The sequence below is a fragment of the Pseudoalteromonas sp. 78C3 genome (genome assembly GCF_002836695.1).
Classification (GTDB): Bacteria; Pseudomonadota; Gammaproteobacteria; order Enterobacterales; family Alteromonadaceae; genus Pseudoalteromonas; species Pseudoalteromonas arctica.
Map to the genome: position 1 here is coordinate 1 of NZ_PJAV01000132.1, position 26,054 is coordinate 26,054.

24 protein-coding genes are annotated in these 26,054 nt (G+C 37.8%); 19 read left to right on the forward strand and 5 right to left on the reverse strand.

Going from position 1 to position 26,054, the window contains the following annotated elements; translation table 11 throughout:
* Nucleotides 1–262: 262 nt before the first annotated feature.
* Complete coding sequence (locus tag CXF76_RS07450) at nucleotides 263–1,222, reverse strand: hypothetical protein (RefSeq protein ID WP_024591099.1); 960 nt, start codon at nucleotides 1,220–1,222, stop codon at nucleotides 263–265.
* Nucleotides 1,223–1,330: 108 nt separating this feature from the next.
* The gene (trhA, locus tag CXF76_RS07455) at nucleotides 1,331–1,960 is read right to left on the reverse strand and encodes a PAQR family membrane homeostasis protein TrhA (RefSeq protein ID WP_101163362.1); all 630 of its coding nucleotides are present in this window, start codon (nucleotides 1,958–1,960) and stop codon (nucleotides 1,331–1,333) included.
* Nucleotides 1,961–2,179: 219 nt separating this feature from the next.
* On the opposite strand from trhA, the gene CXF76_RS07460 reads away from it, so the two are divergent.
* The 3 genes from CXF76_RS07460 (at nucleotide 2,180) to CXF76_RS07470 (ending at nucleotide 6,842) form a co-directional block, all read left to right on the forward strand.
* Complete coding sequence (locus CXF76_RS07460) at nucleotides 2,180–4,531, forward strand: TonB-dependent receptor (RefSeq protein WP_101163363.1); 2,352 nt, start codon at nucleotides 2,180–2,182, stop codon at nucleotides 4,529–4,531.
* 88 nt (nucleotides 4,532–4,619) lie between these two features.
* Nucleotides 4,620–4,970, forward strand: a complete 351-nt coding sequence (locus CXF76_RS07465; RefSeq protein WP_024591096.1) for a hypothetical protein — start codon at nucleotides 4,620–4,622, stop codon at nucleotides 4,968–4,970.
* 387 nt (nucleotides 4,971–5,357) lie between these two features.
* Nucleotides 5,358–6,842: a cellulase family glycosylhydrolase gene (locus CXF76_RS07470; protein ID WP_024591095.1), complete on the forward strand. Its 1,485-nt coding sequence runs from the start codon at nucleotides 5,358–5,360 to the stop codon at nucleotides 6,840–6,842.
* Between the two features lie 64 nt (nucleotides 6,843–6,906).
* Here the strand turns inward: CXF76_RS07470 and CXF76_RS07475 are convergent, their stop codons facing one another.
* On the reverse strand, nucleotides 6,907–8,598 hold the full coding sequence (locus CXF76_RS07475) for an alkaline phosphatase D family protein (protein ID WP_024591094.1): 1,692 nt from the start codon (nucleotides 8,596–8,598) through the stop codon (nucleotides 6,907–6,909).
* 298 nt (nucleotides 8,599–8,896) lie between these two features.
* Here CXF76_RS07475 and CXF76_RS07480 point away from each other — a divergent pair, with 298 nt between their 5' ends.
* The 15 genes from CXF76_RS07480 to CXF76_RS07550 all read left to right on the forward strand — a co-directional run bounded on the left by CXF76_RS07480 (nucleotide 8,897) and on the right by CXF76_RS07550 (nucleotide 20,178).
* The gene (locus CXF76_RS07480) at nucleotides 8,897–9,169 is read left to right on the forward strand and encodes a hypothetical protein (protein WP_101163364.1); all 273 of its coding nucleotides are present in this window, start codon (nucleotides 8,897–8,899) and stop codon (nucleotides 9,167–9,169) included.
* A 235-nt stretch (nucleotides 9,170–9,404) separates the two neighbouring features.
* Nucleotides 9,405–9,983, forward strand: coding sequence for an LON peptidase substrate-binding domain-containing protein (locus CXF76_RS07485; protein WP_024591092.1), 579 nt, complete (start codon nucleotides 9,405–9,407; stop codon nucleotides 9,981–9,983).
* Nucleotides 9,984–10,051: 68 nt separating this feature from the next.
* Nucleotides 10,052–10,675 carry a sigma-70 family RNA polymerase sigma factor gene (locus CXF76_RS07490; protein WP_010552978.1) on the forward strand — a complete coding sequence of 208 codons (624 nt, stop codon included), beginning with the start codon at nucleotides 10,052–10,054 and terminating at the stop codon, nucleotides 10,673–10,675.
* A complete protein-coding gene (locus CXF76_RS07495; RefSeq protein ID WP_024591091.1) occupies nucleotides 10,668–11,348 on the forward strand; it encodes a ChrR family anti-sigma-E factor in 681 nt (226 codons plus the stop codon). Before CXF76_RS07490 ends, CXF76_RS07495 begins: the two co-directional genes overlap by 8 nt.
* A gap of 8 nt (nucleotides 11,349–11,356) precedes the next feature.
* Nucleotides 11,357–12,310 (forward strand): YbgA family protein, encoded by a 954-nt coding sequence (locus tag CXF76_RS07500; RefSeq protein WP_024591090.1) that lies wholly within the window; start codon nucleotides 11,357–11,359, stop codon nucleotides 12,308–12,310.
* Nucleotides 12,310–13,704: a deoxyribodipyrimidine photo-lyase gene (gene phrB, locus CXF76_RS07505; protein WP_101163365.1), complete on the forward strand. Its 1,395-nt coding sequence runs from the start codon at nucleotides 12,310–12,312 to the stop codon at nucleotides 13,702–13,704. The genes CXF76_RS07500 and phrB overlap by 1 nt, the downstream gene beginning before the upstream one ends.
* 1 nt (nucleotide 13,705) lies before the next feature.
* Nucleotides 13,706–14,134, forward strand: a complete 429-nt coding sequence (locus CXF76_RS07510) for a nuclear transport factor 2 family protein (protein WP_007580706.1) — start codon at nucleotides 13,706–13,708, stop codon at nucleotides 14,132–14,134.
* 2 nt (nucleotides 14,135–14,136) lie between these two features.
* The gene (locus CXF76_RS07515) at nucleotides 14,137–14,847 is read left to right on the forward strand and encodes an SDR family NAD(P)-dependent oxidoreductase (protein ID WP_007580704.1); all 711 of its coding nucleotides are present in this window, start codon (nucleotides 14,137–14,139) and stop codon (nucleotides 14,845–14,847) included.
* Nucleotides 14,844–16,100, forward strand: a complete 1,257-nt coding sequence (locus CXF76_RS07520; protein WP_101163366.1) for an NAD(P)/FAD-dependent oxidoreductase — start codon at nucleotides 14,844–14,846, stop codon at nucleotides 16,098–16,100. The genes CXF76_RS07515 and CXF76_RS07520 overlap by 4 nt, the downstream gene beginning before the upstream one ends.
* The gene (locus CXF76_RS07525) at nucleotides 16,093–16,830 is read left to right on the forward strand and encodes a DUF1365 domain-containing protein (RefSeq protein ID WP_024591085.1); all 738 of its coding nucleotides are present in this window, start codon (nucleotides 16,093–16,095) and stop codon (nucleotides 16,828–16,830) included. Before CXF76_RS07520 ends, CXF76_RS07525 begins: the two co-directional genes overlap by 8 nt.
* 37 nt (nucleotides 16,831–16,867) lie before the next feature.
* Nucleotides 16,868–18,130: an SAM-dependent methyltransferase gene (locus tag CXF76_RS07530; protein ID WP_101163367.1), complete on the forward strand. Its 1,263-nt coding sequence runs from the start codon at nucleotides 16,868–16,870 to the stop codon at nucleotides 18,128–18,130.
* Nucleotides 18,108–18,608 (forward strand): DUF2878 domain-containing protein, encoded by a 501-nt coding sequence (locus CXF76_RS07535; RefSeq protein ID WP_101163368.1) that lies wholly within the window; start codon nucleotides 18,108–18,110, stop codon nucleotides 18,606–18,608. The genes CXF76_RS07530 and CXF76_RS07535 overlap by 23 nt, the downstream gene beginning before the upstream one ends.
* Before the next feature lie 54 nt (nucleotides 18,609–18,662).
* A complete protein-coding gene (locus tag CXF76_RS07540) occupies nucleotides 18,663–19,151 on the forward strand; it encodes a chalcone isomerase family protein (RefSeq protein WP_024609161.1) in 489 nt (162 codons plus the stop codon).
* Nucleotide 19,152: 1 nt separating this feature from the next.
* On the forward strand, nucleotides 19,153–19,692 hold the full coding sequence (locus CXF76_RS07545) for a DUF3833 domain-containing protein (protein ID WP_010552971.1): 540 nt from the start codon (nucleotides 19,153–19,155) through the stop codon (nucleotides 19,690–19,692).
* Between the two features lie 210 nt (nucleotides 19,693–19,902).
* Nucleotides 19,903–20,178 (forward strand): HU family DNA-binding protein, encoded by a 276-nt coding sequence (locus CXF76_RS07550; protein WP_002962474.1) that lies wholly within the window; start codon nucleotides 19,903–19,905, stop codon nucleotides 20,176–20,178.
* A 92-nt stretch (nucleotides 20,179–20,270) separates the two neighbouring features.
* On the opposite strand, the gene ilvN is transcribed toward CXF76_RS07550, so the two are convergent.
* Together ilvN and CXF76_RS07560 are read right to left on the reverse strand one after the other, a co-directional pair.
* Nucleotides 20,271–20,768 (reverse strand): acetolactate synthase small subunit, encoded by a 498-nt coding sequence (gene ilvN / locus CXF76_RS07555; protein WP_007580691.1) that lies wholly within the window; start codon nucleotides 20,766–20,768, stop codon nucleotides 20,271–20,273.
* Nucleotides 20,768–22,492 (reverse strand): acetolactate synthase 3 large subunit, encoded by a 1,725-nt coding sequence (locus CXF76_RS07560; protein WP_024609159.1) that lies wholly within the window; start codon nucleotides 22,490–22,492, stop codon nucleotides 20,768–20,770. The genes ilvN and CXF76_RS07560 overlap by 1 nt, the downstream gene beginning before the upstream one ends.
* A 490-nt stretch (nucleotides 22,493–22,982) precedes the next feature.
* Here CXF76_RS07560 and CXF76_RS07565 point away from each other — a divergent pair, with 490 nt between their 5' ends.
* On the forward strand, nucleotides 22,983–25,997 hold the full coding sequence (locus CXF76_RS07565) for an immune inhibitor A domain-containing protein (RefSeq protein ID WP_101163369.1): 3,015 nt from the start codon (nucleotides 22,983–22,985) through the stop codon (nucleotides 25,995–25,997).
* Nucleotides 25,998–26,054: the final 57 nt, after the last annotated feature.

Below are 26,054 nucleotides of genomic sequence, written 5' to 3' on the forward strand. Positions count from 1 at the left end.
CGTACTTGAGCAACTTAATAATCGTCCGCGGAAGACACTTGGATTTGAAACGCCTGCAAAATTGATGCAGGATCACTTGGCGGCTAAAGCCGCCTAAACGTTATGCACTTCAGGTTTGAATCCGCGCTATGTAAAAAAGGGGAAAACTTCCTCTTAGTATCGCTTAGCTAATCCCAATTGATTCTGAATATCCGTTGTTCGGTGTGAGTTCAAGCATTCGAAGCCGGCATAATGGGTACGTGCCAGCTGAGAAGTTAATTGTTCAGAATTCACTCTTTAAATATGCAGACTCGTCTATATAATCAATTACCAATTCAAAATATTGAAGAGCCGAACCACCTAAAGCTCCATCTATTTTTTTATCCATCATTGATGACATGAATTTGTGGAAGTTATTATCTGCCCTCCGTGTAAACCAAACCGGCCCTGTAACTTGCTCGGCAATCATAACTTTAGGGACCTTTATCATTGATTCTCCAGTATTAGACTCCGCCTTTTCAATAACAGCCCAACTTGGATTTTGAGTTTTCCAATTTTCAAAAATACTGGCTGAAATAAAAGAAGTACCTACTACCTTTGATGTACCTTGTATATGCTTTGCCGCTGCATCGGTTAATATTGATGTTGCACCAGTATCTAAAAGCATTTGGTATTCTATCCCTTGAACTTTTATTTCGATTCTAGGAAATGCGGTGGTGTATTTTTGTTGCGAGTCTTTTTGAAAACCTAGTTTTATCTTTTTGAATTTGTATAAGTTTATTTCATCTAAAGATTGCAGGATGGACATAGATTTATTTAAATAGTCAATCTTAATAATTTTTTCTGCGTGCCATCGGCCACCTAAAAAACCATCAAAGTCTTCCTCAATTGATAGTTCATCCTTAGGGACTATAAATAAATAGCCTTCCATAAAGTTTTGCAAACCACCAATAGGAATTTCTGAGCCAGCTTGAAAGTCCGGCATACTTGACAGTGTATGCACATTACCTTCATCTACTTTTTCAATCGTAGGCCATTTATATTGTTGATGAAGTTCTTTCGATATAGCATTCCAACCGCCACCTGTATCTGTAAAGAACTTTAGCTTTTGACCATCTTTCAGTTCTGGAGTAAGAAAGATGCGGTTATTATCAAATTCAGTGGGCAGCTGTTGTTCAGCTAAAAGTTGAAATGGAACTAAAGCTAAAACAAAGAAAAGAGGTACTAGATTTAAATTATACATTGATCATCCATGATTTTTGAAAATTACAATATGTAAATCCTAACACTTAGTTACTATGAGTGGTGAATTCACGGATCAAACTAGACCATATTAATTGGCTATACCAGCTCAATAAACGTAATTGCTAATTGAAATATAATGGCAAACACACCCAGCAATAACGAATAAGTGCCAAATTGCGTGGCTAAATTGGGTGCTTTTAGCGCTGTAAAAAAAAGTGCCTAAACTATAAAAAATACCGCCGGCAAGTAGCCAGTAAAGTGCTTTTACATCAACACTAGAATAAAGTGGATACACTATAGCCAGTGCAAACCAGCCCATGAGCAAGTAGGTGGCGAGTGATATTTTTTTATTACCGTTTTTTACAAATACTTTGTACGCAACGCCTGCTAGTGCCACCGCCCAAATAAATGTAAGTGTGGCCCATGACCAAGCACCGGTTAATGAGATTAATAAAAAGGGAGTGTAGGTGCCGGCAATTAATAAGTATATGGCGCAGTGATCGCACTTTTTATAAAAGGCTCTTAAGCGCGGTTGAATACTGGCATGGTACAAAGTGGACGACAAAAACAGTACAAATAGACTGCTGCCATAAATTACAGTACTTACATACGCTTTAGTGCTGGTGGCTTGGCTAAATAAATCCCACATAACAAATGCGGCAAATACAATACCAAGTGCATGGCTAATTACGTTTAGTTGTTCTTCTTTTTTAGAATAGGGCGCTTCTAACGACATGACAGATCCTACCACTATTTGAATGAATTTTAGTGTACAAGTGTACGCTGAGTTTTTCAATATTATAATTTTTATATGAATACAATAATTTATTGTTTTTCATAAAGTTGAAACATCAATTTAACCAATGCGTAATTAATAAGACGTAAAAAAGTCGTAATAGTTCGTTAGATTACTGGTAATTCCTAAAAACAATTAACCGGACGAACAGTGAAAAACATGAAAAATAAATTAACAACACGGCCTTTTCTTAAACTTACTAAATTGTCTGTGGCGATGATTTGCGTTACATCAACAAATAGTTTTGCAGATCAAACCATAAATAAAGAACTTGATGAAATAGTGGTTGTTGCTCAAAAGCGTGCGCAATCAATACAAGATGTGCCCGTAACAATAAGCGCCTACGATGGCGACTTTTTAGAAAGCTTGGGTATAGGTGAACTAGACACTTTATCTGAAATAACACCAGGGCTTGTTATTCAAGAGCAAAGCCCTAACAACCCGGGCTTTGTAATTCGTGGTATTACGTCTGATAGTGGGTCGTCTCAATCATCCCCTCGTGTGTCTATTTATTATAACGGAGCAGATGTATCACGCTCTCGTGGCTCATACTTTGAGCTTTTTGATGTAGAAGGGATTGAAGTGGTTAAGGGACCACAAGCGACACTGTTTGGAACAGCAGCTTCTGTAGGTGCTATTAGTGTAGCAACACGTAAACCAGAAAAAGATTTTTCGGCTCAATTAAAAGCATCCGTTGGTAATTACTCGGCCAAAGGTGCTAGTGGCTTTGTAACGGGTGGCAATGATTTATTGCAAGGCCGTGTTGCTTTTACTTATCGTGAACGTGATGGGTTTATAAAAAATATTGCAGGAGATAGTAACTCCCAAAATCCGGCTGGGTTTAAGCAAGATGATATGCATGCTATTGAGCGTTTTTCTTATCGTCCGTCTTTACGTATTACACCTAGTGACGATGTAACGATTGATTTGGTGTATACGTATGAAAAAAATGATGACTCGGGTACATCTTTTAAAAATGGGCTTTATGCACCAACCGGTGGTGATACAAGTCCATATAGCTTTGTTGAAATGCCAGGTAGTCCGTATGCAGAGTCTGTGTTTGGAAAAAAAGACTTAGGTGTGGAGCGCACAGTTAACGATTTAAATTTGACTGTAAATTGGGATGTAAGTAACGATTTAACAATCACCTCAATTACTGCAGGGCGTAACTTTGACTCTTTAGAAGTGTTTGATGCTGATGGTACGCAGGCATGGTTTTTAGAATTTGCAGAAGCTGCTGAGGGCGATCAATTTAGCCAAGAATTACGCGCTGTTTATACGCAGAATAAGTTTACTAGTATTTTTGGTGTGAGTTACTTTGAAGAAGATGGTAGCCAGCGTATTCCATTTAGTACAGAGGAGTCTATATTCTTAAATTGCTTAGGTGTATTGGGCTCAGGTGTTCCTTGTATTAATAATGATGGTAGCGTTAATATTTTAACGCCAGCATTAACAGGTGGTGTAGTAAACGAGTTGCCATATTCACTAGAGTTTACAAACTATGGTGAAAACAAAGCGTACTCAGCGTTTGCTGATGTAACTTATGCTACTACTGAAGCATTAGAGTTAACAGCGGGACTTCGTTATATAAAAGAAGAAAAGCGCAGTGGCTATAGCTCTGCTGCACCCAATAGTGTTTTAACACAAGCGCCATTGTTTACGGTTGATACAAATGGTGAAACATTTTATGGCGATGCTGATTATGATGATTGGCTGCCACGTTTTAATGCGCTTTATATAATAAACCCTACTACAAATATGTATGCGACTATTTCAAAAGGGCGTCGTTCGGAAGTACTTGAAGTAAGTTCGGCTAACAACGAACAAGGAAATGTCGAAGCTTCTATATCAGAAGTCCCTGCGGAAATTATTTGGAACTACGAAACCGGTATTAAAGGCAAAGCGCTTGACGGGCGTTTAGATTACTCTGTCGCTGTATTTTATCAAGATTACTCTAACTTTCAGGTTACGTTACAGGATGATGAAGGCGTTGCGTTTTCTGCTGATGCGGGATCTGCCACTAATGTTGGCGCAGAGGCTGAAGTAAGGGCGTTAATTAATAATGAGTTTGAGGTATTTGCCAATGCGGCTTTCCTCGATGCTGAAATAGATGATGATAGTAATAACGGTAACCTCGCAGGCAATAAATTTAGACTACAACCAGAGTGGACGTTTAGTACGGGGCTGTTTTATTCAACAGAATTGTCGAACTCACTTAATTTAACGAGCTCTTTAATATATAGCTACCGCTCTGAAGTGTTTTTTGAGCCAGCAAATGCGCCAATATCAGGCTTAGATATTAGCCAACCAGGGCTTGGATTAGTCAGTGCGCGCTTAGGTATCGCAAATGGTGATGACTGGGCTGTTAGTGTATTTGCTAGTAACTTATTAGATAAAGAGTATTTAGTTGATGCAGGTAATACTGGAGGGGGATTTGGCAACCCAACATTTGTTGCAGGAGCACCTCGCTTTGTTGGTATTGAGTTAACTCTCGGGTTTGGTGGACAATAATACATTTAACTACTTGATATTTTAATTGAGCCACTGCAAAGTGGCTTTTTTATGTGATCACGTTAAAGTGAATTTATATTAGGTAAAAATGAAACAAGATCTAAAAGCTGCTTTACTTACCGCCATTGTTTATCCTGGAGCGGGGCATTTTTCTTTAAAAAAACACCTTATAGGCGCTATTTTTGCAGGTGTATTTTCTGTTCTTTTAATTTTAACCCTAAAAGATATATTTGCGATTGCACAGTGTACTGCAAATGAAATTGTACACGGAAAAATCCCGATGTCGGTTACGGCCATTTTAAAAGCCGCGCAACAACCTTCTGACGCCTGCGCTAAACTCGCTGAATATAAGTATATGCCTTTAATGATTATAATTTGGGTGCTGAGCATGATGGATGCATACCGTTTGGGCAGAAAAGCGCTACCCACTAAAAAATAAGCCACTTAATCAGAACTCGGTTTGGTTGGCTTATTAATATTTCACCCTGATATTTAGCTATTATTGATGGCGGTAATAATTATTATTACCGCCTTTTCATTTTTATACATATTTTTTGTAACCGAGATTTTTTGCCTGCACCATGTAAACATCGTGTAAATACCTGTATATACCCAGTAAAATCCTCAAACCTCGTTAAATCACTCACTTGTTGATATTTAGTTAATTAAAATCCTTATCTTTGTACCTTTTTATTCATTTAATGTTAATAAATAAATGGTGCTTTCTGCTCGCCAAATTAACTTTATTTAACTATTAAGTATTGGTTTGCTATCAATTTATTACGTCAAGCAATGACGACTGATAATTTCAATTTAAGGAAATACGATGAATAACAGTTCAAATAATCACAAAAGAAAGGATTTTAAAGTGGCGAGCTTATCGTTAGCTTTATTATTAGAATGCTCAACAATGGCCAATGCCGCTGTTGAAAAGTTAACGGTGAGTGGAAATCAAATTCTTGCGGGTGGAGAAAACACAAGCTTTGCAGGACCTAGCCTATTTTGGAGTAATACGGGGTGGGGCGCTGAAAAATTTTATACAGCAGAAACAGTAGCAAAGGCAAAAACTGAATTTAATGCAACATTAATTCGTGCAGCTATTGGTCATGGTACGAGTACTGGTGGTAGTTTGAACTTTGATTGGGAGGGCAATATGAGCCGTCTTGATACTGTTGTAAACGCAGCTATTAGCGAAGATATGTACGTTATTATTGATTTTCATAGCCATGAAGCACATACCGATCAAGCAACTGCAGTTCGCTTTTTTGAAGACGTAGCTACCAAATATGGGCAGTACGACAATGTTATTTATGAAATTTATAACGAGCCTTTACAAATCTCGTGGGTTAACGATATTAAGCCTTACGCAGAAACAGTTATTGATAAAATTAGAGCAATCGACCCTGATAACTTAATTGTGGTTGGTACGCCTACGTGGTCACAAGATGTTGATGTGGCATCACAAAACCCAATTGATCGTGCCAATATTGCTTACACTCTGCATTTTTATGCTGGCACGCATGGTCAATCGTATCGAAATAAAGCACAAACAGCACTCGATAACGGCATTGCACTATTCGCCACAGAGTGGGGAACAGTTAATGCTGATGGCAATGGGGGTGTTAATATCAATGAAACCGATGCATGGATGGCATTTTTTAAAACAAACAATATTAGCCACGCTAACTGGGCTTTAAACGATAAAAACGAAGGTGCATCGTTATTTACTCCAGGCGGTAGTTGGAATTCACTAACATCGTCAGGCTCTAAAGTTAAAGAGATCATTCAAGGTTGGGGTGGTGGTAGTAGCAATGTTGATTTAGATAGCGACGGGGATGGCGTAAGTGACAGCCTTGATCAGTGCAATAATACTCCCGCAGGTACAACGGTTGATAGTATTGGTTGTGCAGTAACTGACAGCGATGCCGATGGTATTAGCGATAATGTTGATCAATGCCCTAATACACCTGCAGGTGAAACTGTTAATAATATAGGTTGTGTTGTTGAAGTAGTTGAACCACAAAGCGATGCGGATAACGATGGAGTGAATGATGATATTGATCAGTGCCCAGATACACCTGCAGGTACTAGTGTTGATACAAATGGATGCAGTGTTGTAAGTTCAACAGATTGTAACGGTATTAATGCATACCCTAATTGGGTGAACAAAGATTACTCAGGTGGTCCGTTTACTCACAATAACACCGACGATAAAATGCAATATCAAGGTAATGCATACAGCGCAAATTGGTATACAAACAGCATTCCAGGAAGTGATGCTTCGTGGACGCTTCTTTATAGTTGTAATTAAGCGCGTTTAATAAAATAAACGAGAAGGTAAATAATGTGTTTACCTTCTCTTTTTATACAAAATGTTAGCCCTTATAGACACTTTGGTGTTGAGCAGCAATGTTGTAGCTTGGAGAGTCTATATTATCTATATAGCGCCAATCGGTTGTGATTTGCTCTTTAGTAATAGTCAGTAACATATATCCACGGTGTGATAAGTCACAATAGTTTAAATCGTTTATTAGCAATGTAAGCGAGTCAGCCATCTGCTTTGCTTGTGCTGTATTAAGCGCTAAATAATGCTCCATACCCGGGGATGTAACACCAGGTGTTGCAAACTCTACTCCTACGCTTTCGCCTTTTGCATTTTTTAATGTGCCATGCCACGCATTGTGCGTATCACCTGCAACCACTACTAACTTTTTATTTAATGCAGTAACGCTTTTGTATAATGCTTCGCGCTCGCTTGGGTAACCATCCCACGCATCTAAATTATAAGGCATTAAAGTATTTACGCGTGCAAGTTGCTCGGGCGTTACCGCTTTATTAGCTAGCACTGCTTTTTTAATGGCAACAAGCTCTTTTAACACATGCGGTATTTTAGTGCGATCGGATTGCGAGAATATTTCAGTAGGTAGCCACATTTTAGTCATCAATACTTGCTGGCCCAATACTTGCCATTTTGCATTTGATTTAGTTATTGCACTGGTGAGCCAGTTTAGTTGTGTATTACCCAGTAACTGCCTATTTGGATTATTTAAATCACTGACAAAGCACGCAACATCCATTTGCTTGGTCTCGGGGTTTTTGTAGTCGCTGTAAGCAAGTTGTTTATCGCGTGCTATTACACGCGTATCTAGCATGTGCAAGCTTATTAAATTACCAAAATCGAAGGTGCGGTATATTTGCGGGCTTTGTTCGCCCATAGGCGGTCTAATTGGCAGCCATTCGAAATAGGCTTGAATAGCAGCTGCGCGGCGCTTAAAAAAGTCACCTTCATCAGGGGTATGATTTTCAGCACCACTTTTATAGGTATCGTTGGTAACTTCGTGATCATCCCATATTGCGATAAAAGGCGCTGCAGCGTGAAGTGCTTGAAGGCCTTGGTCTGTTCTGTAAATAGCATAGCGTTTGCGATAGTCGCTAAGGGTAATAATTTCACCGCTGTTATCGGCTGCTAATTGGCGGCCAATTTTTTCAGCATTTTCGGTAGCGTATCCGCCCATTGGGTATTCGTAAATGTAATCTCCCAAATGCAGTACTACATCTAAATCTTTTTGCTTAGCGGCATCTGTGTAGGCATTAAAGTACCCAGCAGGGTAGTTTGAGCACGACACAACAGCCATTTTTATTTGTTCAATATTATTTATTGGTAGTGTTTTAGCACGGCCTATAGGGCTTTGTGTTTGCAAACCTATAAAACGATAAAAGTACTCTGTGTTTGGAGCAAGTTCTTGTACATCTATTTTTATTGTAAAGTCTCGGCTTTTATCTGTTTGTTCGCGCCCGCCACGAATAATGTTTTTAAATTGAGAGTCACTTGCCAACTCCCAAGCAACAGTAACTTCAAAATTTGATTGAGAAGGAGTTGCACGTGTCCAAATTATCAAAGCATGACTAAGCGGATCGCCACTCGCTAGACCGTGTTTAAATTCAATAGCCGATAGAGGTTTGTTTATTAATGTTTGAGCACAACCTGTAATGGCACTCGATACTGCGACGGTAAATATACTTGCTGCTGAGGTTTTTAAAAAATTTCGACGTGATGAAAGGGTCATACTGCACTTTTTAAATTATTTATAGTGGTGTGCACTTTAGCGGGTAGATATGACGTTTTTATAAACGCTAAATGTATTTAGTGTGACGGTATTAATACATTTAACCCCTTTTATTTATTAACTAAAAAGTAGTCAAAAAATTAAATTAAATGGTTAAATTAACGAGGTATGAATTTTTTAAATTAAAGTGGCGCATGTAAAGTTGTTTAATTACAGTTGCTTATAATTTATTTTTATGTTGGCACAACCCTTGAGTATATAACTACGTCTAAACAATACACAAACAAGGAATACCATTATGAAACATTCAATTAAAATCGCTATGGCAAGTTTATTAGTATTAGGTTCTGCGCAAGTACACGCAACAGAGGTGGACCTAGATGTAACTGATATATTAACTCAAAGTGTAGCAAGCTATGTTAAGCAAACCACAATCGAGCTTGAAAAATCACTAAAGGAAACGCTTTATTTTGATGCTAAAACTGTTTTAGAGGGTTTATTAGATGAGCCCGTTTTAACAGATAGCACAACGCTTAAAAATACTGATACTAGTATAAAAAACGCAAAATAAATTATTTAAAGGATTAAAACGATGAGCAGTGAACTTGGATTATTTGCATTAATGTTAGCACCCGTAGTCAGTATGATTAGCGCTTATTACTCGGTTCAAGTGTTTAAAGCTATGGGAGGTTGGTTTAATCTTTAGCCAATTATATAGCTGGTAATTAATTCGATTCATACAAAGCTGATCGACTTAGCAAAAGCGCACGTAAATAAAGGCAGAGTGTTTGAAATAAGTAGACTTTATGAAACGTGCGATTTTTCCATTACCCATTTTTATGTTACCTGAAGGTTATACGCGATTACGCATATTTGAGCCTCGCTATTTAAATATGGTTAAAACCGCATTAAAAAATAATACAGGGTTTGTGCTTTGTACGTTCGAGCATGACACGCCTTTTAATATAAGCGCGCAAGGTTGCCTTGTTGATATTATTGATTTTGACCAAGACGATAACGATGTATTATTAATTGATGTATTTGCATCGCAAAATGTGCAAATTAATGATGTTTATCAAGACGAAGACGAATTACGTCATGGCTTGGTATCGCCTTGTAATACGCCGTATTGGTACAAAGATTCTAACAACCAAATTGGTGAACATTACCTATTACACGATGCGCTTAAAAACGTGTTTCAAGGTAATCCGGAACTTAATTTGTTGTACAAGAAAACTCATTTTGACAAGCTTCCATGGATTGCAGCACGTTGGCTCGAACTCCTACCTGTTTCTATTGAGAAAAAACAGCAACTTGCGTTTGAAACGAATTTTGATAACTTACTGAATTTCCTCCATACTGTGATTAATAACGAATTTGCCTAAATTTTATGATCCTAAATTAATTATTGCCCGTATTACTTAATACAAAAGCAATAACGGGATAAATTATTATGGTAAGTCAACAACAGTCACCACGTTGTGAACCTAATACAGGTAAGTACACTGCCATGCCAGAAACGCCGAGTAAAGAGCTCATGCAAGCGCTTATAGATGTTGCGCAATCACGCGATAAAAAAGCGTTTTCATATTTATTTGAATACTTTGCGCCAAAAATTAAACGCTTTGGAATTAAGCAGTTTGGTGTTGAAGCCCAAGCCATGGAGCTTGTGCAAGAAACATTAACGTCTGTTTGGCGTAAAGCACATTTGTATCATAGTGAAAAAGGCGCTGCGACTACGTGGGTTTATACCGTTATGCGTAACGCTTCGTTCGATATGCTTCGTAAAATGAAAAGTAATAAAGAAGAAAATATAAGCGAAGATATTTGGCCGTTACTAAACGACTCACAAGATACGCATCACGAATACAGTGATCATTTAGAAGATAAGCAAATTAAGCGCTATTTAGACAAATTACCAATTGCTCAACGCGAAGTGGTAAGAGGCGTTTATTTTCAAGATATGTCGCAAGAGCAACTTGCACATCAACTTAATATTCCAGTAGGCACGGTAAAATCACGGTTACGTTTGGCCTTGCAAAAATTACGTAATGAAATGGGAGATCAGCATGATTAAACATCACCCGAGTGAAACTTTACTGACACAGTATTGCGATGCATCACTTGCTACATCATTGAGTTTAGCCGTTTCTATTCACGTAGACATGTGCCCTGTGTGCCAAGCTAAAGTAGCTAAAATTGAAGCAAGTAATGCAAATGCATTATTTAGTGAAGAGCCTGCTCAATTTGAGAAACCTCAAACTGAGAAATCTGATTTACTTGAAGAATTTGAACTAAATGTACTTGATATGATCATGTCTGATGATTCTATTGATGAAGTTTACGAAGTAGAGCCTGTCTCTATTAAAGTGAATGAGCATAACTATCAGCTTCCACGTGCTTTAACACGTATTTCTCATAGCAAATTTACACAAGTTGGTAAGCTGGCACGATCTCGCGTTTCGCTTGATGATGGTGCGCTGCGTTCTAGCTTGCTACATATTGATGCCGGTGGCGAAATTCCTGAGCATACACATACTGGATTTGAAGTTACTTTACTACTAGACGGTGAGTTTAGTGATGAAGATGGTAATTACGTACCAGGCGACTTTATTTGGCAAGATGGTAGTCATCAACACACACCTTTAACGAAAGATGGATGTTTATGCTTTACAGTTGTCAGTAGTGCGCTACATTTTAATAAGGGCTTCAGCAAGTTACTAAATCCAATAGGTAATTTGATTTACTAAGAGAATATATGCATACAGATATAATAAAAATAGGTATAAGCGCCTGCTTAGCAGGCGAAAAAGTTAGATTTGACACAGGACATAAAAAGTCAAATTTTTGTATGGACGAGCTAGGTAAACACGTTGAATACACACGGTTTTGTCCGGAAGTAGCTGTTGGTTTACCAATACCTCGTCCAACTATTCGCCAAGTTAAAGTGGGCGATACTATTAAAGTATGCCGCCCAGATGGCACCGGCGAAGTAGGCCAACAACTTACTGAATATGGTAAAAAAGTTGCAACTGAACAAGCTAAAGAATTAAGCGGATTTGTATTTTGTGCAAAAAGCCCAAGCTGCGGCATGGAGCGCATTAAAATATACAACGAAGCAGGAACAGGTAATACCTCAGAAGGCGTTGGTTTTTTTGCTGAGCAAATAATGAAGCACAACCCATTATTGCCATGTGAAGAAAACGGACGTTTAAATGACATGCATTTACGTGAAAACTTTGTAATGAGAATTTACGTATTTAAAAACTGGCAAAAATTAGCACAAGAGCCGCTTACGGTTCATAAGCTTACTCAATTTCACTCTCAGTATAAGTACTTGTTGATGGCTCATAACTATCAAGCTTATCGTGATTTGGGTAACCTGCTGGGGACTTATGTAGGTGACGATATAAATGCAGTTGCAGATGAATATATTCTAGGTTTGATGACGGGTCTTAAAAAGCCAGCTTCTCGCAGAAATAATTGCAACACGCTAATGCATTTACAAGGTTACTTTAAAACAGATTTATCGAAGGTTGAAAAACAAGAACTTCGTGATGCGATAGATGAATACCGCGAAGGTTTGGTGCCATTGTATGTACCACTTACCTTGTTAAAACATCATTTGAAGGTTCACCCAAATGAGTACCTTGAAAAACAAGTGTTTTTTAACCCTTACCCTCACGATTTAAAACTACGATTTGGTATTTGATGGATACATTATTTTGGTTTAGGCGCGATTTGCGCCTTTTTTCTAACGAAGCGTTAATTCAAGCGCTAAATAATGGCGCTAAACACGCCATTTTTTTTGTGTCTGAAAAACAGTGGCAACAGCACCAAACTGCGCCTATTCAGATTGACTTACTCAAGCGCCGAGTTACTTATCTTCAATCTCAGCTTGCTGATTACGGCATTACTTTACATGTTATTGAAGCGCCAAGCTTTTGTGATTGTACGCGTGAGCTTATTGATTTTTGTAAATCAAACGATGTAAAACACGTAATTGCTAATACAGAATATGAGCTTAATGAAGTAAACCGCGATAAAGCAATTTTGCATAAATGCGATGAGCTTTCAATTACTTTTACTTTGTACGAAGGTGATTTAATTGCACCTGTTGGAACGGTTAAAAATCAAAGTAATGAAATGTATAAAGTGTTTACTCCATTTAAGCGAGCATGGTTAAAGCAGTATCAAGATACACACTTTAGTTTGCCTCAATGGCCTTTAACTTCTGATCCAATAAAATTTGATGAAAGCGACTTACTAAAAAGTGATGGATGCTCAGATAAGTGGCCGGTTGACGACGAAACACTAGCAACCGTGGTCGATAACTTTATATGTGACAAACTTACAAGCTACGACGATCAGCGTGATATACCCAGCGTAAAAGGCACATCAGGTTTAAGCCCGTATTTAGCACTTGGTATTGTAAGCACAAAACAGCTGCTTATTAATATTCAGCAGCGTTATCCTGATATTTTAACTACGTCAAAAAGTAAAACGTTTACGTGGATTAACGAGCTTGTTTGGCGCGAATTTTACAGGCATTTGATTGCTGAATTTCCGAAGCTTTCGCGCGGTGACAACTTTAACGAAAAGTATAACGACGTAGTGTGGCGTAAAAGCGAAAATGAATTTACAGCATGGTGTGAAGGGCGAACAGGTTATCCGTTAGTGGATGCTGCAATGCTACAATTAAAGCAAACCGGTTGGATGCACAATCGTTTACGTATGGTTGTTGCGAGCTTTTTAACTAAGCATTTATTAATAGACTGGCGCGAAGGTGAGCGCTTTTTTATGCAGCACCTAATTGATGGCGATTTAGCCTCAAATAATGGTGGCTGGCAGTGGGCTGCAAGTACCGGGTGTGATGCTCAGCCTTACTTTAGAGTTTTTAACCCTATCAGACAAAGCGAGCGCTTTGATCCAACTGGCAAGTTTATCCGTAAGTATTTGCCAGAGCTTGAAAACGTGCCAGATAAACACATTCATTTTCCACACACTTATTTAGCCGCAATAGGTAAAGATAAGGAATGTTACTGGCCAGCAATAGTTGATCATAAAGCGGCACGAGAACGTGCACTTGCTGCATTTAAGGTGTGATATGGATAACCAGTTACCAGTAGATAAATTTGTTGAAATATACCAACAGCTTGATAGCACTAATCTTGATTTATTGAGTGATATTTACTGTGACAACATACAGTTTATAGACCCAATGCACGAAATTAATGGCATTGTAGAATTGCGCAGGTACTTTGCTAACTTATACAGCAATGTTAAGCATTGTCAGTTTGATATTAGCGATTCGTTTAATAGCGGAAACAATGCTTTTATTTATTGGACTATGCACTATGCACATCCAAAGCTTTCATCAGGTAAAACTATATCGGTAGAAGGTCATAGCAAGCTTATTTTTGAAAATGGCAAAATTATCAAGCACAGAGACTACTTTAATGTGGGCGAGTTGCTGTACAAACATATTCCTTTACTTGGTAGTGTTATAAAGCTAATTGATAAAAGGGCAGGTTAATTATGATCACACTTATAACGGGTGCTACTTCTGGTATTGGTGAGCAGTTAGCAATTAAATATGCGCAGTTGGGAGACACTGTTATAGCTTGTGGCCGTAATAGTGAAAAGCTCGCTGAGCTTGCTAAATACGACAATATTCAAGCATGTAAATTTGATGCAACTAATCTACAAGACATTAAAGAGTCGACAGTTGGCTTTCCTCATTTTGACCGTGTTATTTTAAACGCGGGTAACTGTGAATACATAGATGACGCACGAAACTTTGATAGTGCATTGTTTGAACGTGTAATAAACGTAAATTTACTCTCTATGGGGTATTGCCTTGAGGCGCTACTTCCTAAAATAAATTCAGGTGGTCAGCTTGTTTTGGTCAGCTCAAGTGTTACCTATCTTGCGCTACCTCGTTCAGAAGCTTATGGTGCATCAAAAGCGGGTGTAAGTTACTTAGCAAAAAGCTTAGCTGTTGATTTAGATGATGTTGATGTGACTTTAGTTCACCCTGGCTTTGTGAAAACTCCGCTTACTAATAAAAATGATTTCCCGATGCCTATGGCTGTTACCGCTGAAAAAGCCGCAGACTATATGATTAAGGGAATACATAAGCGCCGAAAAGATGTTCACTTTCCGTACCGTTTTACACTTATATTAAAAGCATTACGTATTTTACCACTCCCGATTTGGCTTAAAATCGCAAAAGGATTAGCCCGTTGAAAAAAATAGCAATAATAGGAACTGGTGTATCTGGTTTAACATGTGGGCATTTGCTTCATAAACATTACGATGTAACCGTATTTGAAAAAAATGATTATATAGGTGGTCACACTGCAACGGTTGATGTAAATGTTGGTGGTATTAAGTACGCGATTGATACTGGTTTCATTGTATTTAATGACAGAACATACCCATACTTTGAAAAGTTACTATCGCGTATTGGTGTAGATAAACAAACAACGCAGATGAGCTTTAGTGTTCATAACGAAGCCACTGGCTTTGAATACAATGGCCATACGTTTACAAGCCTATTTGCACAGCGTCGTAATATTTTTAGACCTAAGTTTTGGCGATTATTGTACGACATTGTTAGGTTTAATAAACTGTGTAAAGCACTACATGAAAAAGATAATTACCAAGCTGATCAATCATTAGGGCAACTGCTTAGTGACAATCACTTTAATGACTTTTTTAAATACCATTATATTCTTCCTATGGGCGCGGCTATTTGGTCTACCAGTATTAAAGAAATGGAGAATGTAGGCGTTGAATTTTTTGTTAAGTTTTTCTTTAATCATGGCCTTTTAGATGTAACAAACAGACCACAGTGGTATGTGGTACCAGGTGGCTCTCGTCAGTATATTAAGCCACTGATCAGAGGCTTTGCTGATAAAATTAAACTTAATACAGATATTAAATCTGTTACGCGTCAAAATGATGAAGTAACAATAGAGTTTGCCAATGGTGAATTAAGTAAATTTGATAAAGTAATATTTGCTTGTCATTCAGATCAGGCGCTTGCACTACTTGGTGATGCGACTGAGCAAGAAAAGTCAGTATTGGGTGCAATAGCTTACACTGAGAACTCAGTTGTGCTGCACACCGATACAAACCTTTTACCTGATAGAAAAGCGGCATGGGCAAGTTGGAACTACCTACTTAATAACAACACTGATAAAGCAGCTGTTGTTACTTACCAAATGAATATTTTGCAAGGCATACAGTCGGATACACAGTTTTGTGTAACGCTTAATCACCTTGAAGGAATAAGCCAAAGTAAAATTTTGCGCGAGTTTACTTATCATCACCCTGTATTTAACCAAGAGTCAATTGCTGCTCAAAAGCTTAAACACAGTATTAATGGACAAAACAATAGTTATTTTTGTGGTGCTTATTGGTACAATGGTTTTCATGAAGATGGCGTACACAGTGGTGTAGATGTAGCCAAGCAACTTGGGGTCGAATTTGACTAGTGCAGTGTATTTAGGCGATGTAAAACATCGCCGTTTTGCTGTTAAAGAACATCGTTTTAGTTACCCTTTGTATATGATGTGGGTAGATTTAAATAATCCTCAGCAACTAAATGGTGTGCATAAACACATAGGTACGTCAGGCTTAAAAGCGTTAAAATTTAATGAAGCTGATTATCTTAAAGACCCCTCAAAGCGTGCTAAACGACCTCTTATTGAGCGTGCGCATGATCAACTTACCAATTTAGGTATTACTGAAACCTTTACTCATGTTTATATGCTTGGGCAACTTCGTTGTTTTGGGGTGTATTTTAGCCCTGTTAATTTTTACTTCTTTGGCCACAACGACACTCGTTTTAAGTACATGATTGCTGAAGTGAGTAATACACCCTGGAACGAACGTCATTATTATTTAGTCCCTTTAGAAAAAAAAGTGAACTTTAAGAAGGTTTTTTCCGTATCACCTTTTATGAATCTAGATATGAACTATCATTGGCATGTTAAACAATCGCCTGATAAAACATTGATACACATTGAAAATAAGAAAAATGAAGAGTTATTATTTGATGCAACACTTCGCTTAAAACGTAAAGAACTCACTAACGAAGAGATTAATAAGTTGTTTAAACGTTTTCCGGCCATGACATGGTCTATTTTCAAAGGTATTTATTATCAAGCATTAAAGTTGTTTATAAAGCGAGTGCCTTTTTTAGGCCACTCAGGTAAGCCATAAAGCACATAGGTAGTCAGGACAATTAATAGGTATTTTAATGGATAAAGTGTCGAGCTTAAATTGCGAACAAAGCACAAATTGGTTAACTAATATATATAAAAAATTAGTAACTAAAGCCTTTTCATCAATCGAAACAGGTCAAATAGTGCTTATCGAAGGCAACGAAAGAACTGTTTTTGGTGATACGTTTTCTGATCTAAAAACAACCGTTACAGTTAATGATAAAGCTATGTATAAAGCATTTGCATTATCTGGGAGTGTTGGCGCTGGCGAAGCGTATATTTTGGGGCATTGGTCTTGTGACAACTTAACTTCATTCATTGAGATATTTGCTATAAACGAAAAGCAACTCGATGAGTTTGAAAAAAAATTCGCATTTTTTAGTAATATCGCACACCGATTTAATCACATAAAAAACAAAAATTCAGAATCGGGATCTAAGAAAAATATTGTTGCTCATTACGACTTAGGTAATGATTTGTACGAATCATTTTTAAGTAAAGAAATGCTTTATTCAAGTGCTGTATATCCTACAAAAGAAGCCACACTTGAAGAGGCTCAGCAATACAAGCTTAAACGCATTTGTGAGCAAGTTGAGCTTCAAAAAAATGATTCAGTAATTGAAATTGGTACAGGGTGGGGGGCATTTGCTATATATGCGGCCACACATTACGATTGCCATGTAACAACAACAACCATATCTGATGAGCAACATGATTATGTAGCTAACAAGATTGTTGAACTTGGTCTTGAAAGTAAAATAACATTACTCAAGCTCGATTACAGACTACTAAAAGGTAAATACGACAAGCTTGTTTCTATTGAAATGATAGAAGCAGTGGGTCATGATTATTTGCCGAGCTTTTTCACTCAGTGTGGTGAGCTCCTAAAAGACGATGGCGCCATGCTTATACAAGCAATTACTATTGGCGATCAGCGTTATAAGCACTACTTAAAAAATTCTGACTTTATCCAACAGTATATTTTTCCGGGTGGATGTTTGCCATCGCTTAACGAAATGAGTGAGCAGATTAAAAATAATACCGATATGGTTATTCATACTGTTAATGATATTGGCGCTCACTACGCACGAACATTAGCAGATTGGCGAACTCGTTTTATAAAAAGTTGGCCTGATTTAGACCGCTCTAAATTTGATGAACGCTTTTATCGTTTATGGTTATTTTATTTTGCTTATTGCGAAGGTGCGTTTAGAGCGAGAGCAACAAGTACGGTACATTTAATGGCGCGTAAACCTCGTTTTACTAGTGATAACGATGATATTGCGCTCGGTTACTAATTTTATTTTATTTCAAGCAGTGTGGTTTTTATCATTGCTGCTTGAAGCCAATTCGCTACTTTTTAGTGGTTTGATTATTGTTTTAATGTTTTGTTTGTCAAAGCAGAAAAAACAAGACTCCTTACTACTAATTAAAGCCCTACCTTTAGCACTATTGTTAGAATTTATAGCGGTAAAGTTAGGCTTGTTAGAATTTAAAGTTTATCCCTTCCCTCTATGGCTCGTCTTTTTATGGGCTGCATTATTACTTTCTTTAAATACCTCTATGGTTTTTTTGAGCAAATTAAAGCTTTGGCAGGCCTTTTTAGTATGCATGGCTTTTGCGCCAGCAAGTTATTGGGCTGGAGCACGCTTTGAAGTAATAAGTTTAGGGTTCCCTTTATGGCAATTCTGGCTCGTTTACGGCGCGCTTTGGTCTACAGTATTTACTGTTATTATTTTTATAAACCAAAAAATCAAGTTATTCATCAATCGCTGATCGTCCACAATTTCTATTTCGTAACATTACCCATTGACTCAAAGGGAGCTTATTTTGAAATTTTTACTAAAGGCAGTTACTTTTTATTTGCTTACAACTTCAATTGTTTTAGCTAACACACAATTTAATAAAGTAGGCGAAGCACGAATGGAGTATTTATTTTGGGATGTATATGACGCCGTGCTATTTACCCCTTCAGGTAATTACAGCGCAGAAACACATCCTGTTAAGTTTAAGCTTACCTATTTACGTGACTTTGACGCTAAAGAAATAGTAAAAGCAACAAATGAGCAGTGGGAACATCTTGGAAAAACAGGGCTGGCAGATAAATACGACAGTAAATTGTTGTCTATTTGGCCTGATATAAAAAAGGGTGACTCACTAACATTAGTGACAAATGAGCAAGGTATGAGCACTTTTTATCATAATGATGAAAAAATGGGTGAAATTGATGAACCTCAATTTTCGAGTGACTTTTTAGCTATTTGGCTTGATGAAAAAACTTCTGAGCCAAAATTACGAAAGCAATTATTAGGGAATTAATATGAACATATTAAACACGTTAAAAGCAGCTGTTATGAGCCTCTCGGCTCTACTTTTAATTAGCTGTTCGGCACCAAATGTTGAACATTATAAAAATACATCGCCAAATTTCGACTTTAAAACGTTTTTTAGCGGAAATTTGAAAGCCTATGGTGTTGTACAAGACTTTAAAGGCGAATTGACCCGAAAGCTTGTCGTAGATATGAATGCGACTTGGGACGGTAACCAGGGCGTTATTGAAGAAGACTTTGTTTATGATGATGGCGAAACCCAAAAGCGAATCTGGAAAATAACGTTAAATGAAGACAATAGTTTAACGGGGACAGCAGCTGATGTTATAGGTACAGCAAAAGGCAAAAGTGACGGCAGCGTATTTCATTGGAATTATGATGTAGAGCTTCCATACGATGGCAGTACTTTAGAAGTGAATTTTGACGATTGGATGTACCTGGTTACACAATCGCGCTTGATAAACCGCACATCTATTGTTAAGTTTGGAGTCGAGGTCGGGGAAGTGACCTTAGTTATCGAAAAAATATAGCTTATTTACCCAGTTGCTTAACTTGCGCCAAAATTGTACTCAAATTAAGTCTTTGTTAACCCAACACGCTGTATTCTACCGCGAATTATTTAAATTTTACTCATTTTTTAAGAATTTAAGCAAAAAATGCAATTTGCTGTTGCTAACTCTTTAAAAATGCATAAAGATAGGTTTTGCGAAGGCAAAATAATAACGAATAGGAATCTAACAATGAATAAAGCTCAATTAGTTGAAAAAATTGCTACTGATGCAGAAATCTCTAAAGCCGCTGCTACTCGTGCTCTTGACGCGTTTACAGGTGCTGTAACTTCTTCTTTAAAAGAAGGTGATTCAGTAGCATTAGTTGGTTTTGGTACTTTCTCAGTAAAAGAACGTGCAGCTCGCACTGGCCGTAACCCACAAACGGGTGCTGAGATCCAAATCGCAGCGGCAACTATCCCAAGCTTTAAAGCAGGTAAAGGTCTTAAAGACCAAGTAAACCCTTAATAGGTTTAACGAATTAAAATAAAAAAAGAGCTATTTAGCTCTTTTTTTTTATGTTTAATAAAGACATCAATTGATGCCTTTATATTATAAATTTATGCTTTTAAGGCTTTATCGCCTCGGCCAATGCCAACAGCACCAGAACGTACAACTTCAATAATATCGGTTTCATGGCGAAGTGTGTCTAAAAACGATTCTATTTTGTCTGTACTGCTCACTAGTTGCAGGCTATAGCTTTGTCGGCCCATATCTAAAATAACACCCTGAAACACATCAACTACGCGGGTAACCGCTGCACGAGTCGTCTCGTCTTGAGCAAATACCTTAACAAGCAATAACTCTCGCTCAATGTGACTCATTTCTGTTAAATCGATAATTTTAAGCACGTCGACTAATTTGTTAACTTGTTTTGTGATCTGCTCAACCACTCTGTCATCACCCATGGTGGTAATGGTAATACGTGATAACGACTGATCATCAGTTGTGCCAACAGTTAGGCTGTCAATGTTGTATGCACGTTGTGAAAAAAGCCCAACAATACGCGACAGTGCACCTGGTTCGTTTTCCAGTAAAATAGATAAAATACGACGCATTATGCTTTTACTCCTTTACGTAACCACATCTCATCAATGCCACCTAACTTGATTTGCATTGGGTATACATGTTCTTTCTCGTCTACAAGAATATCTAAAAAGACTAAACGATCGTTTATGCTCATAGCTTTATCGATTGCAGGTTGTAACTCATCAAGTGTGTTTACTTTAATACCCACATGCCCGTAGCTTTCAACCAACTTAACAAAATCAGGCAGCGAGTCCATGTAAGATGATGAATGACGACCGCCGTAAACCATATCTTGCCATTGGCGTACCATACCTAAAGAGCGGTTATTGAGTGATACAACTTTTACCGCTAGGTTGTACTGCAAGCAGGTAGATAGCTCTTGAATATTCATTTGAATAGAGCCATCACCCGTAATACATACAGATTCTTTATCAGGAAAGGCTAATTTTACGCCCATAGCAGCAGGTAAGCCAAAGCCCATAGTGCCTAGGCCGCCTGAATTTATCCACTGACGAGGATGCTTAAATGGGTAATATTGTGCTGCAAACATTTGGTGCTGACCAACGTCAGAACTTACGTAAGCATCGCCATTAGTGGCTTTATAAACAGCTTCAATAACGGCTTGTGGCTTAATTTTGTCGCCATCAGTGTTGTAGCTTAAACATTTTTGTTCACGCCAGCTGATAATCTGGCGCCACCAATCTTCTTGCGCGCTGCGATCTATTTTAATTGGGCTTTTATCAATACCCGTTTGTAGTTGTTCAAGTACGGTTGCTAAACAACCTACAACTGGTATGTGTGCTTTGATTGTTTTTGAAATTGAAGTTGGGTCAACATCAACATGAACAATTGTGGCATTTGGACAAAACTTTTTAACGTTATTAGTTACCCTGTCATCAAATCGTGCACCAAGCGCTAAAATCACATCGGCGTTTGCCATTGCTTTGTTAGCCTCAAGCGTACCGTGCATGCCTAGCATACCTACAAAGTTTGGATGTACACCTGATATGCCGCCAAGCCCCATTAGTGTATTGGTAATGGGTGCATTTAACGATTCAACTAGATGCGTTAATTGCTCTGACGTATTTGAAATAACAATACCACCGCCAGAATAGATAACCAGTTTTTTGGCCTCTAGAATAGTTGTTACCGCTTTACGAATTTGTTTTGAATGCCCTTTAGTATTAGGGCTGTATGTTCTTAGCTCTGTTGTTTTAGGAAATTCGTATTCAAACTTTATAGCAGGGTTAAGCATATCTTTAGGAAGCTCAACTACAACAGGTCCAGGACGACCTGTACTGGCTATGTAAAAGGCTTTAGCTAAGATTGTTGGGATTTCTTTAGCACTTCTACAGTTAAAGCTGTGTTTAACTATAGGGCGAGAACAGCCAACAATATCAGTTTCTTGGAATGCATCGTCACCAATTAAATTTGTAGGTACTTGGCCTGACAATACAACCATAGGAATTGAATCCATGTAGGCCGTTGCAATACCCGTTATACAGTTTGTAGCGCCAGGGCCTGAGGTTGCAAGTACAACACCAACGTCTCCAGTAGCACGAGCATAACCATCAGCCATATGTGTGGCAGCTTGTTCATGACGTACTAATATATGCTCAATATCATCTTGCTGAAAAAGTGCATCATATAAGTCTAAAACCGAACCACCGGGGTAGCCAAATATGTATTTTACCTTTAACTCTTTTAATGCCTGAACTACTAGTTCAGAGCCATTATATTCTTGTTTGCTCATCCTCATTCCTCTGTGCGCTTTTTTTATGCATAAAAAAACCCCCGCGTAGTGCGAGGGTTTTTAAAAAGCAGTATCACCTTTTAATACATCCCCGCTGGGCTTATAACTAAGACCAGTACGAGTACGACTAAAAGGTTAATTTGTGTGTTCATAGTTTTTACTCTACTTAGCAAAACACTGCTTTTAAATTAAAAATTCTGTATAGGTTTATTTTTAAGGGTTTTGAACCCTTATGTCAACCTTGAAAGTGGTTTTTTGCATTTTAAATTCGTTTTGTAGCTTTTTTTAATTTAAATCTTCAGAAATACTGTATTTAACTGAGTTAACTAGCAGAAATTATGCGTTTTAGGTTGTGTGTTTGATTTTAGTTATAAAAGAGTGTGACAGACCATTAACCTTTATTGCACATGTTAACTATATGTTTTTATCGCATGTTTAAATTTCTATTATTAGGTATGATTACTACATAATTATGTTTGAGGAAAAAACAGTGAAAAAAGTGACGTTAATTGCGCTTTTAACTACGCTATTAAGCCCTATGGTAGCGGCTAATAATTTAAGCCCGCATGATGTTGGTATAACTAACGAAGAACGTATTTTATATTGGCTTAAAAAAAGAGACCAAATATCCTCTAGTGAGTTAGATAGTTCATTTAAGTCATATATGAGTAACAAAGAAGTTGCCAATCACTCAATTAAAAATGGCTTTAGGCAATTTAAATCCTCCTCTACGGATTTTTCAAACACAAATAAACAACAAGCCGCTTTTTCAACGTCGCTAGTGCCTGATCAAAGCGTTAATGATGTAAAAGTGTTAGCTATCTTAATTGATTTTCCTGACCTCAAACATGACGATAATCGACTTGTAGAGCAAGACACAGACATGTTTTACGCTGATTATTCAACTGAACACTATCAGCAAATGCTTTTTAATACTCAAGGTTATGCGGGCCCTGATGGACAAAGCTTATCAACGGCTGCAGATTATTATAAAGCAGCATCTGGTAATAGCTTAAACTTTAACGGGCAGGTATATGGCTGGGTAACCGCTGATAGCAATGCAAAAATATATGGTGAACGCCAAGGCAGTACGCGTGATAAAAATGCGCCCGCTTTAGTCAAAGAGGCTGTGGAGAAGGCGGTTGCAAAGTTTAATATTAATTTAGCTGATTATGATTTAACTGATTTAGATGATGTTGATGGCGATGGCATCCTCAACGAGCCTAATGGAATTATTGATCATGTAATGATTTTTCATTCAAGTATTGGTGAGGAGTCAGGTGGCGGTTACCTAAGCACCGACGCTATTTGGTCGCACCGCTACTATGTATTTGATGAAAATAGTGGGCCGAGCGAGATTGCAGGCAGCAGTATTAAACTCTTTGGTTACACAATTAATCCAATTGATGCTGGGATTGGCGTGGTGGTACATGAGTTTGGGCATGACTTGGGATTATTAGATGAATACGACTTACAATCTAACACGGTAGGTGAGCCTGTTGCGTCTTGGTCAGTTATGTCGACAGGAAGTTGGGCAGGTTCGCCACGAGGTTCAGAGCCTGTTATGTTTAGTCCTTATGCGCTTGAATATTTACAAAATCGATACCAGGGTAATTGGGCTAATCAGCTCACGCTTGATATGGATGAGATAGATGCTAACGCACAGCAAACATTAATTAATACTGCGAGTACTTCACAACTACAAAGCCAAATAAAAATAACACTGCCATCTCGACTCGAAAAATTTAAAACGCCAGTAGAAGGCGATTTTCAATACTATTCAAATACGGGCGACAATGTTAGTAACAGCCTAGTTAATACAGTAACGCTACCAAACACAACTGAGGCACTTACTTTAAGCTTTATTGCTTATTACAGTATTGAGCGCGACTATGATTTAGTACAGGTAAAAGTAAATGGGGAGCCTATTGCTAGTAATTATACCCAAGCAATAAACCCATACTATGGTGACATTGGTCCGTATATATCAGGTGATTCATTTTTTAATAGTGATGCTAAGCAGCCTAACGGCTATTTAACTCATAAGTTTGATTTATCAGCTTATGCTGGGCAAATGATTGATCTAAAAATTGAATACATAACAGATGCGAACACACATTATTATGGTTTTGTTGTGGATGATATGCGTATTGAGCAAAGTGATACCTTAATTTGGCAAAATAATGCACAAGATCAAATTAACACCGAGTTTAATGGCTTTGAAAAAATAGGTAGTTACACATATGCATCGCCATCACATTACTATTTACAATTGCGTTCATACACAGGCGTTGATAGTAGTTTGCAAGCAGAGCAGTACTCACCGGGATTATTATTGTGGTATAGCAATGAATCTCAAGCAGATAACAACACGACAGAGCATCCAGGTAGTGGTTTTGCATTAGTGGTAGATGCTGATCAGCGCTCGATAAATAAAGGCAGTACGCAAACTCCGGCTGCTTCAGCAATTCAAATTCGTGATGCTGCTTTTAGTTTATATCCACAGCGAGCTGGGTTAGGTGATGATGATTTATCAGCTATTACAGAGTTTACTGATAAAACCGACTATAGTTTTTCAGCGCAACAGCCATCGGGCGTTGTGCTTCCACAGGTTGGCTTTGGGTTTAATATTATAAGCCAGTCAGCTGATAGTGAAGATATAGAAGTAGAGCTTAATTACGATGTTACTAAAGGTATTAATTTTACCAAAACAGGTTTAATCGTTAATTTTAATGTAGAAGGTTTTGCACTCACGCCTGCGGATAAATTCACGTGGAGTTTTGACGATGGTAGCTCAAGCACAGAGTTAACGCCTACTCATGAATATCAAGACTATGGCACCTATAGCGTTGAGTTTATGGCAAGTAATGATACTTCACAGCAAGTAGCTGTAGCTCAAGTTATATTAGTTGAGCCATTATCTGTAAATGAAATTGAATATGAAATAAACCAAGGAATATTAACAGCTCAAGCTTCGTTTACAGGTGGAGTAGCACCGTATACTTATAATTGGCAGCTAGGGGATGGAAGTACTTTAACGACGCAATCGCTCACTTATAATTATTTATACTCTGGTGATTACCAAGTAACGCTTACAGTGACAGATAACGAAGGCACGGAGCAAACTAAAGCAGTTGATGTAACTGCAACTGTTCCGCTTAGCATAGACGCAAACGTTACAGTAAATGATTTAAGCGCTCAATTTAATGCGCAAGTAACCGGCGGCTTTAATAGTTATACTTACAGTTGGGATTTTGGTGATGGCAGTGCGGTATCAAACTTACAAAACCCAAGGCATACTTATCAAACTGACGGGGCATTTAGTGTAACGTTGAATGTTACTGATACTCAAACAAATGATAATTTTACTAAAGAGTTATCTCTTACAGTGCAAAAGCAACAAAGTAGTTCGGGTTCAAGTGGCGGATCATTGGCAGGTTTATTAGGATTACTACTGTTAAGTTTATTTAGGTTTAATACTAACTATATAAGCAGGTTGGTATAAGCTTAATTAACAAATAAAAATAGCCCGCTAAATTAGCGGGCTATTTAAATTAATAAC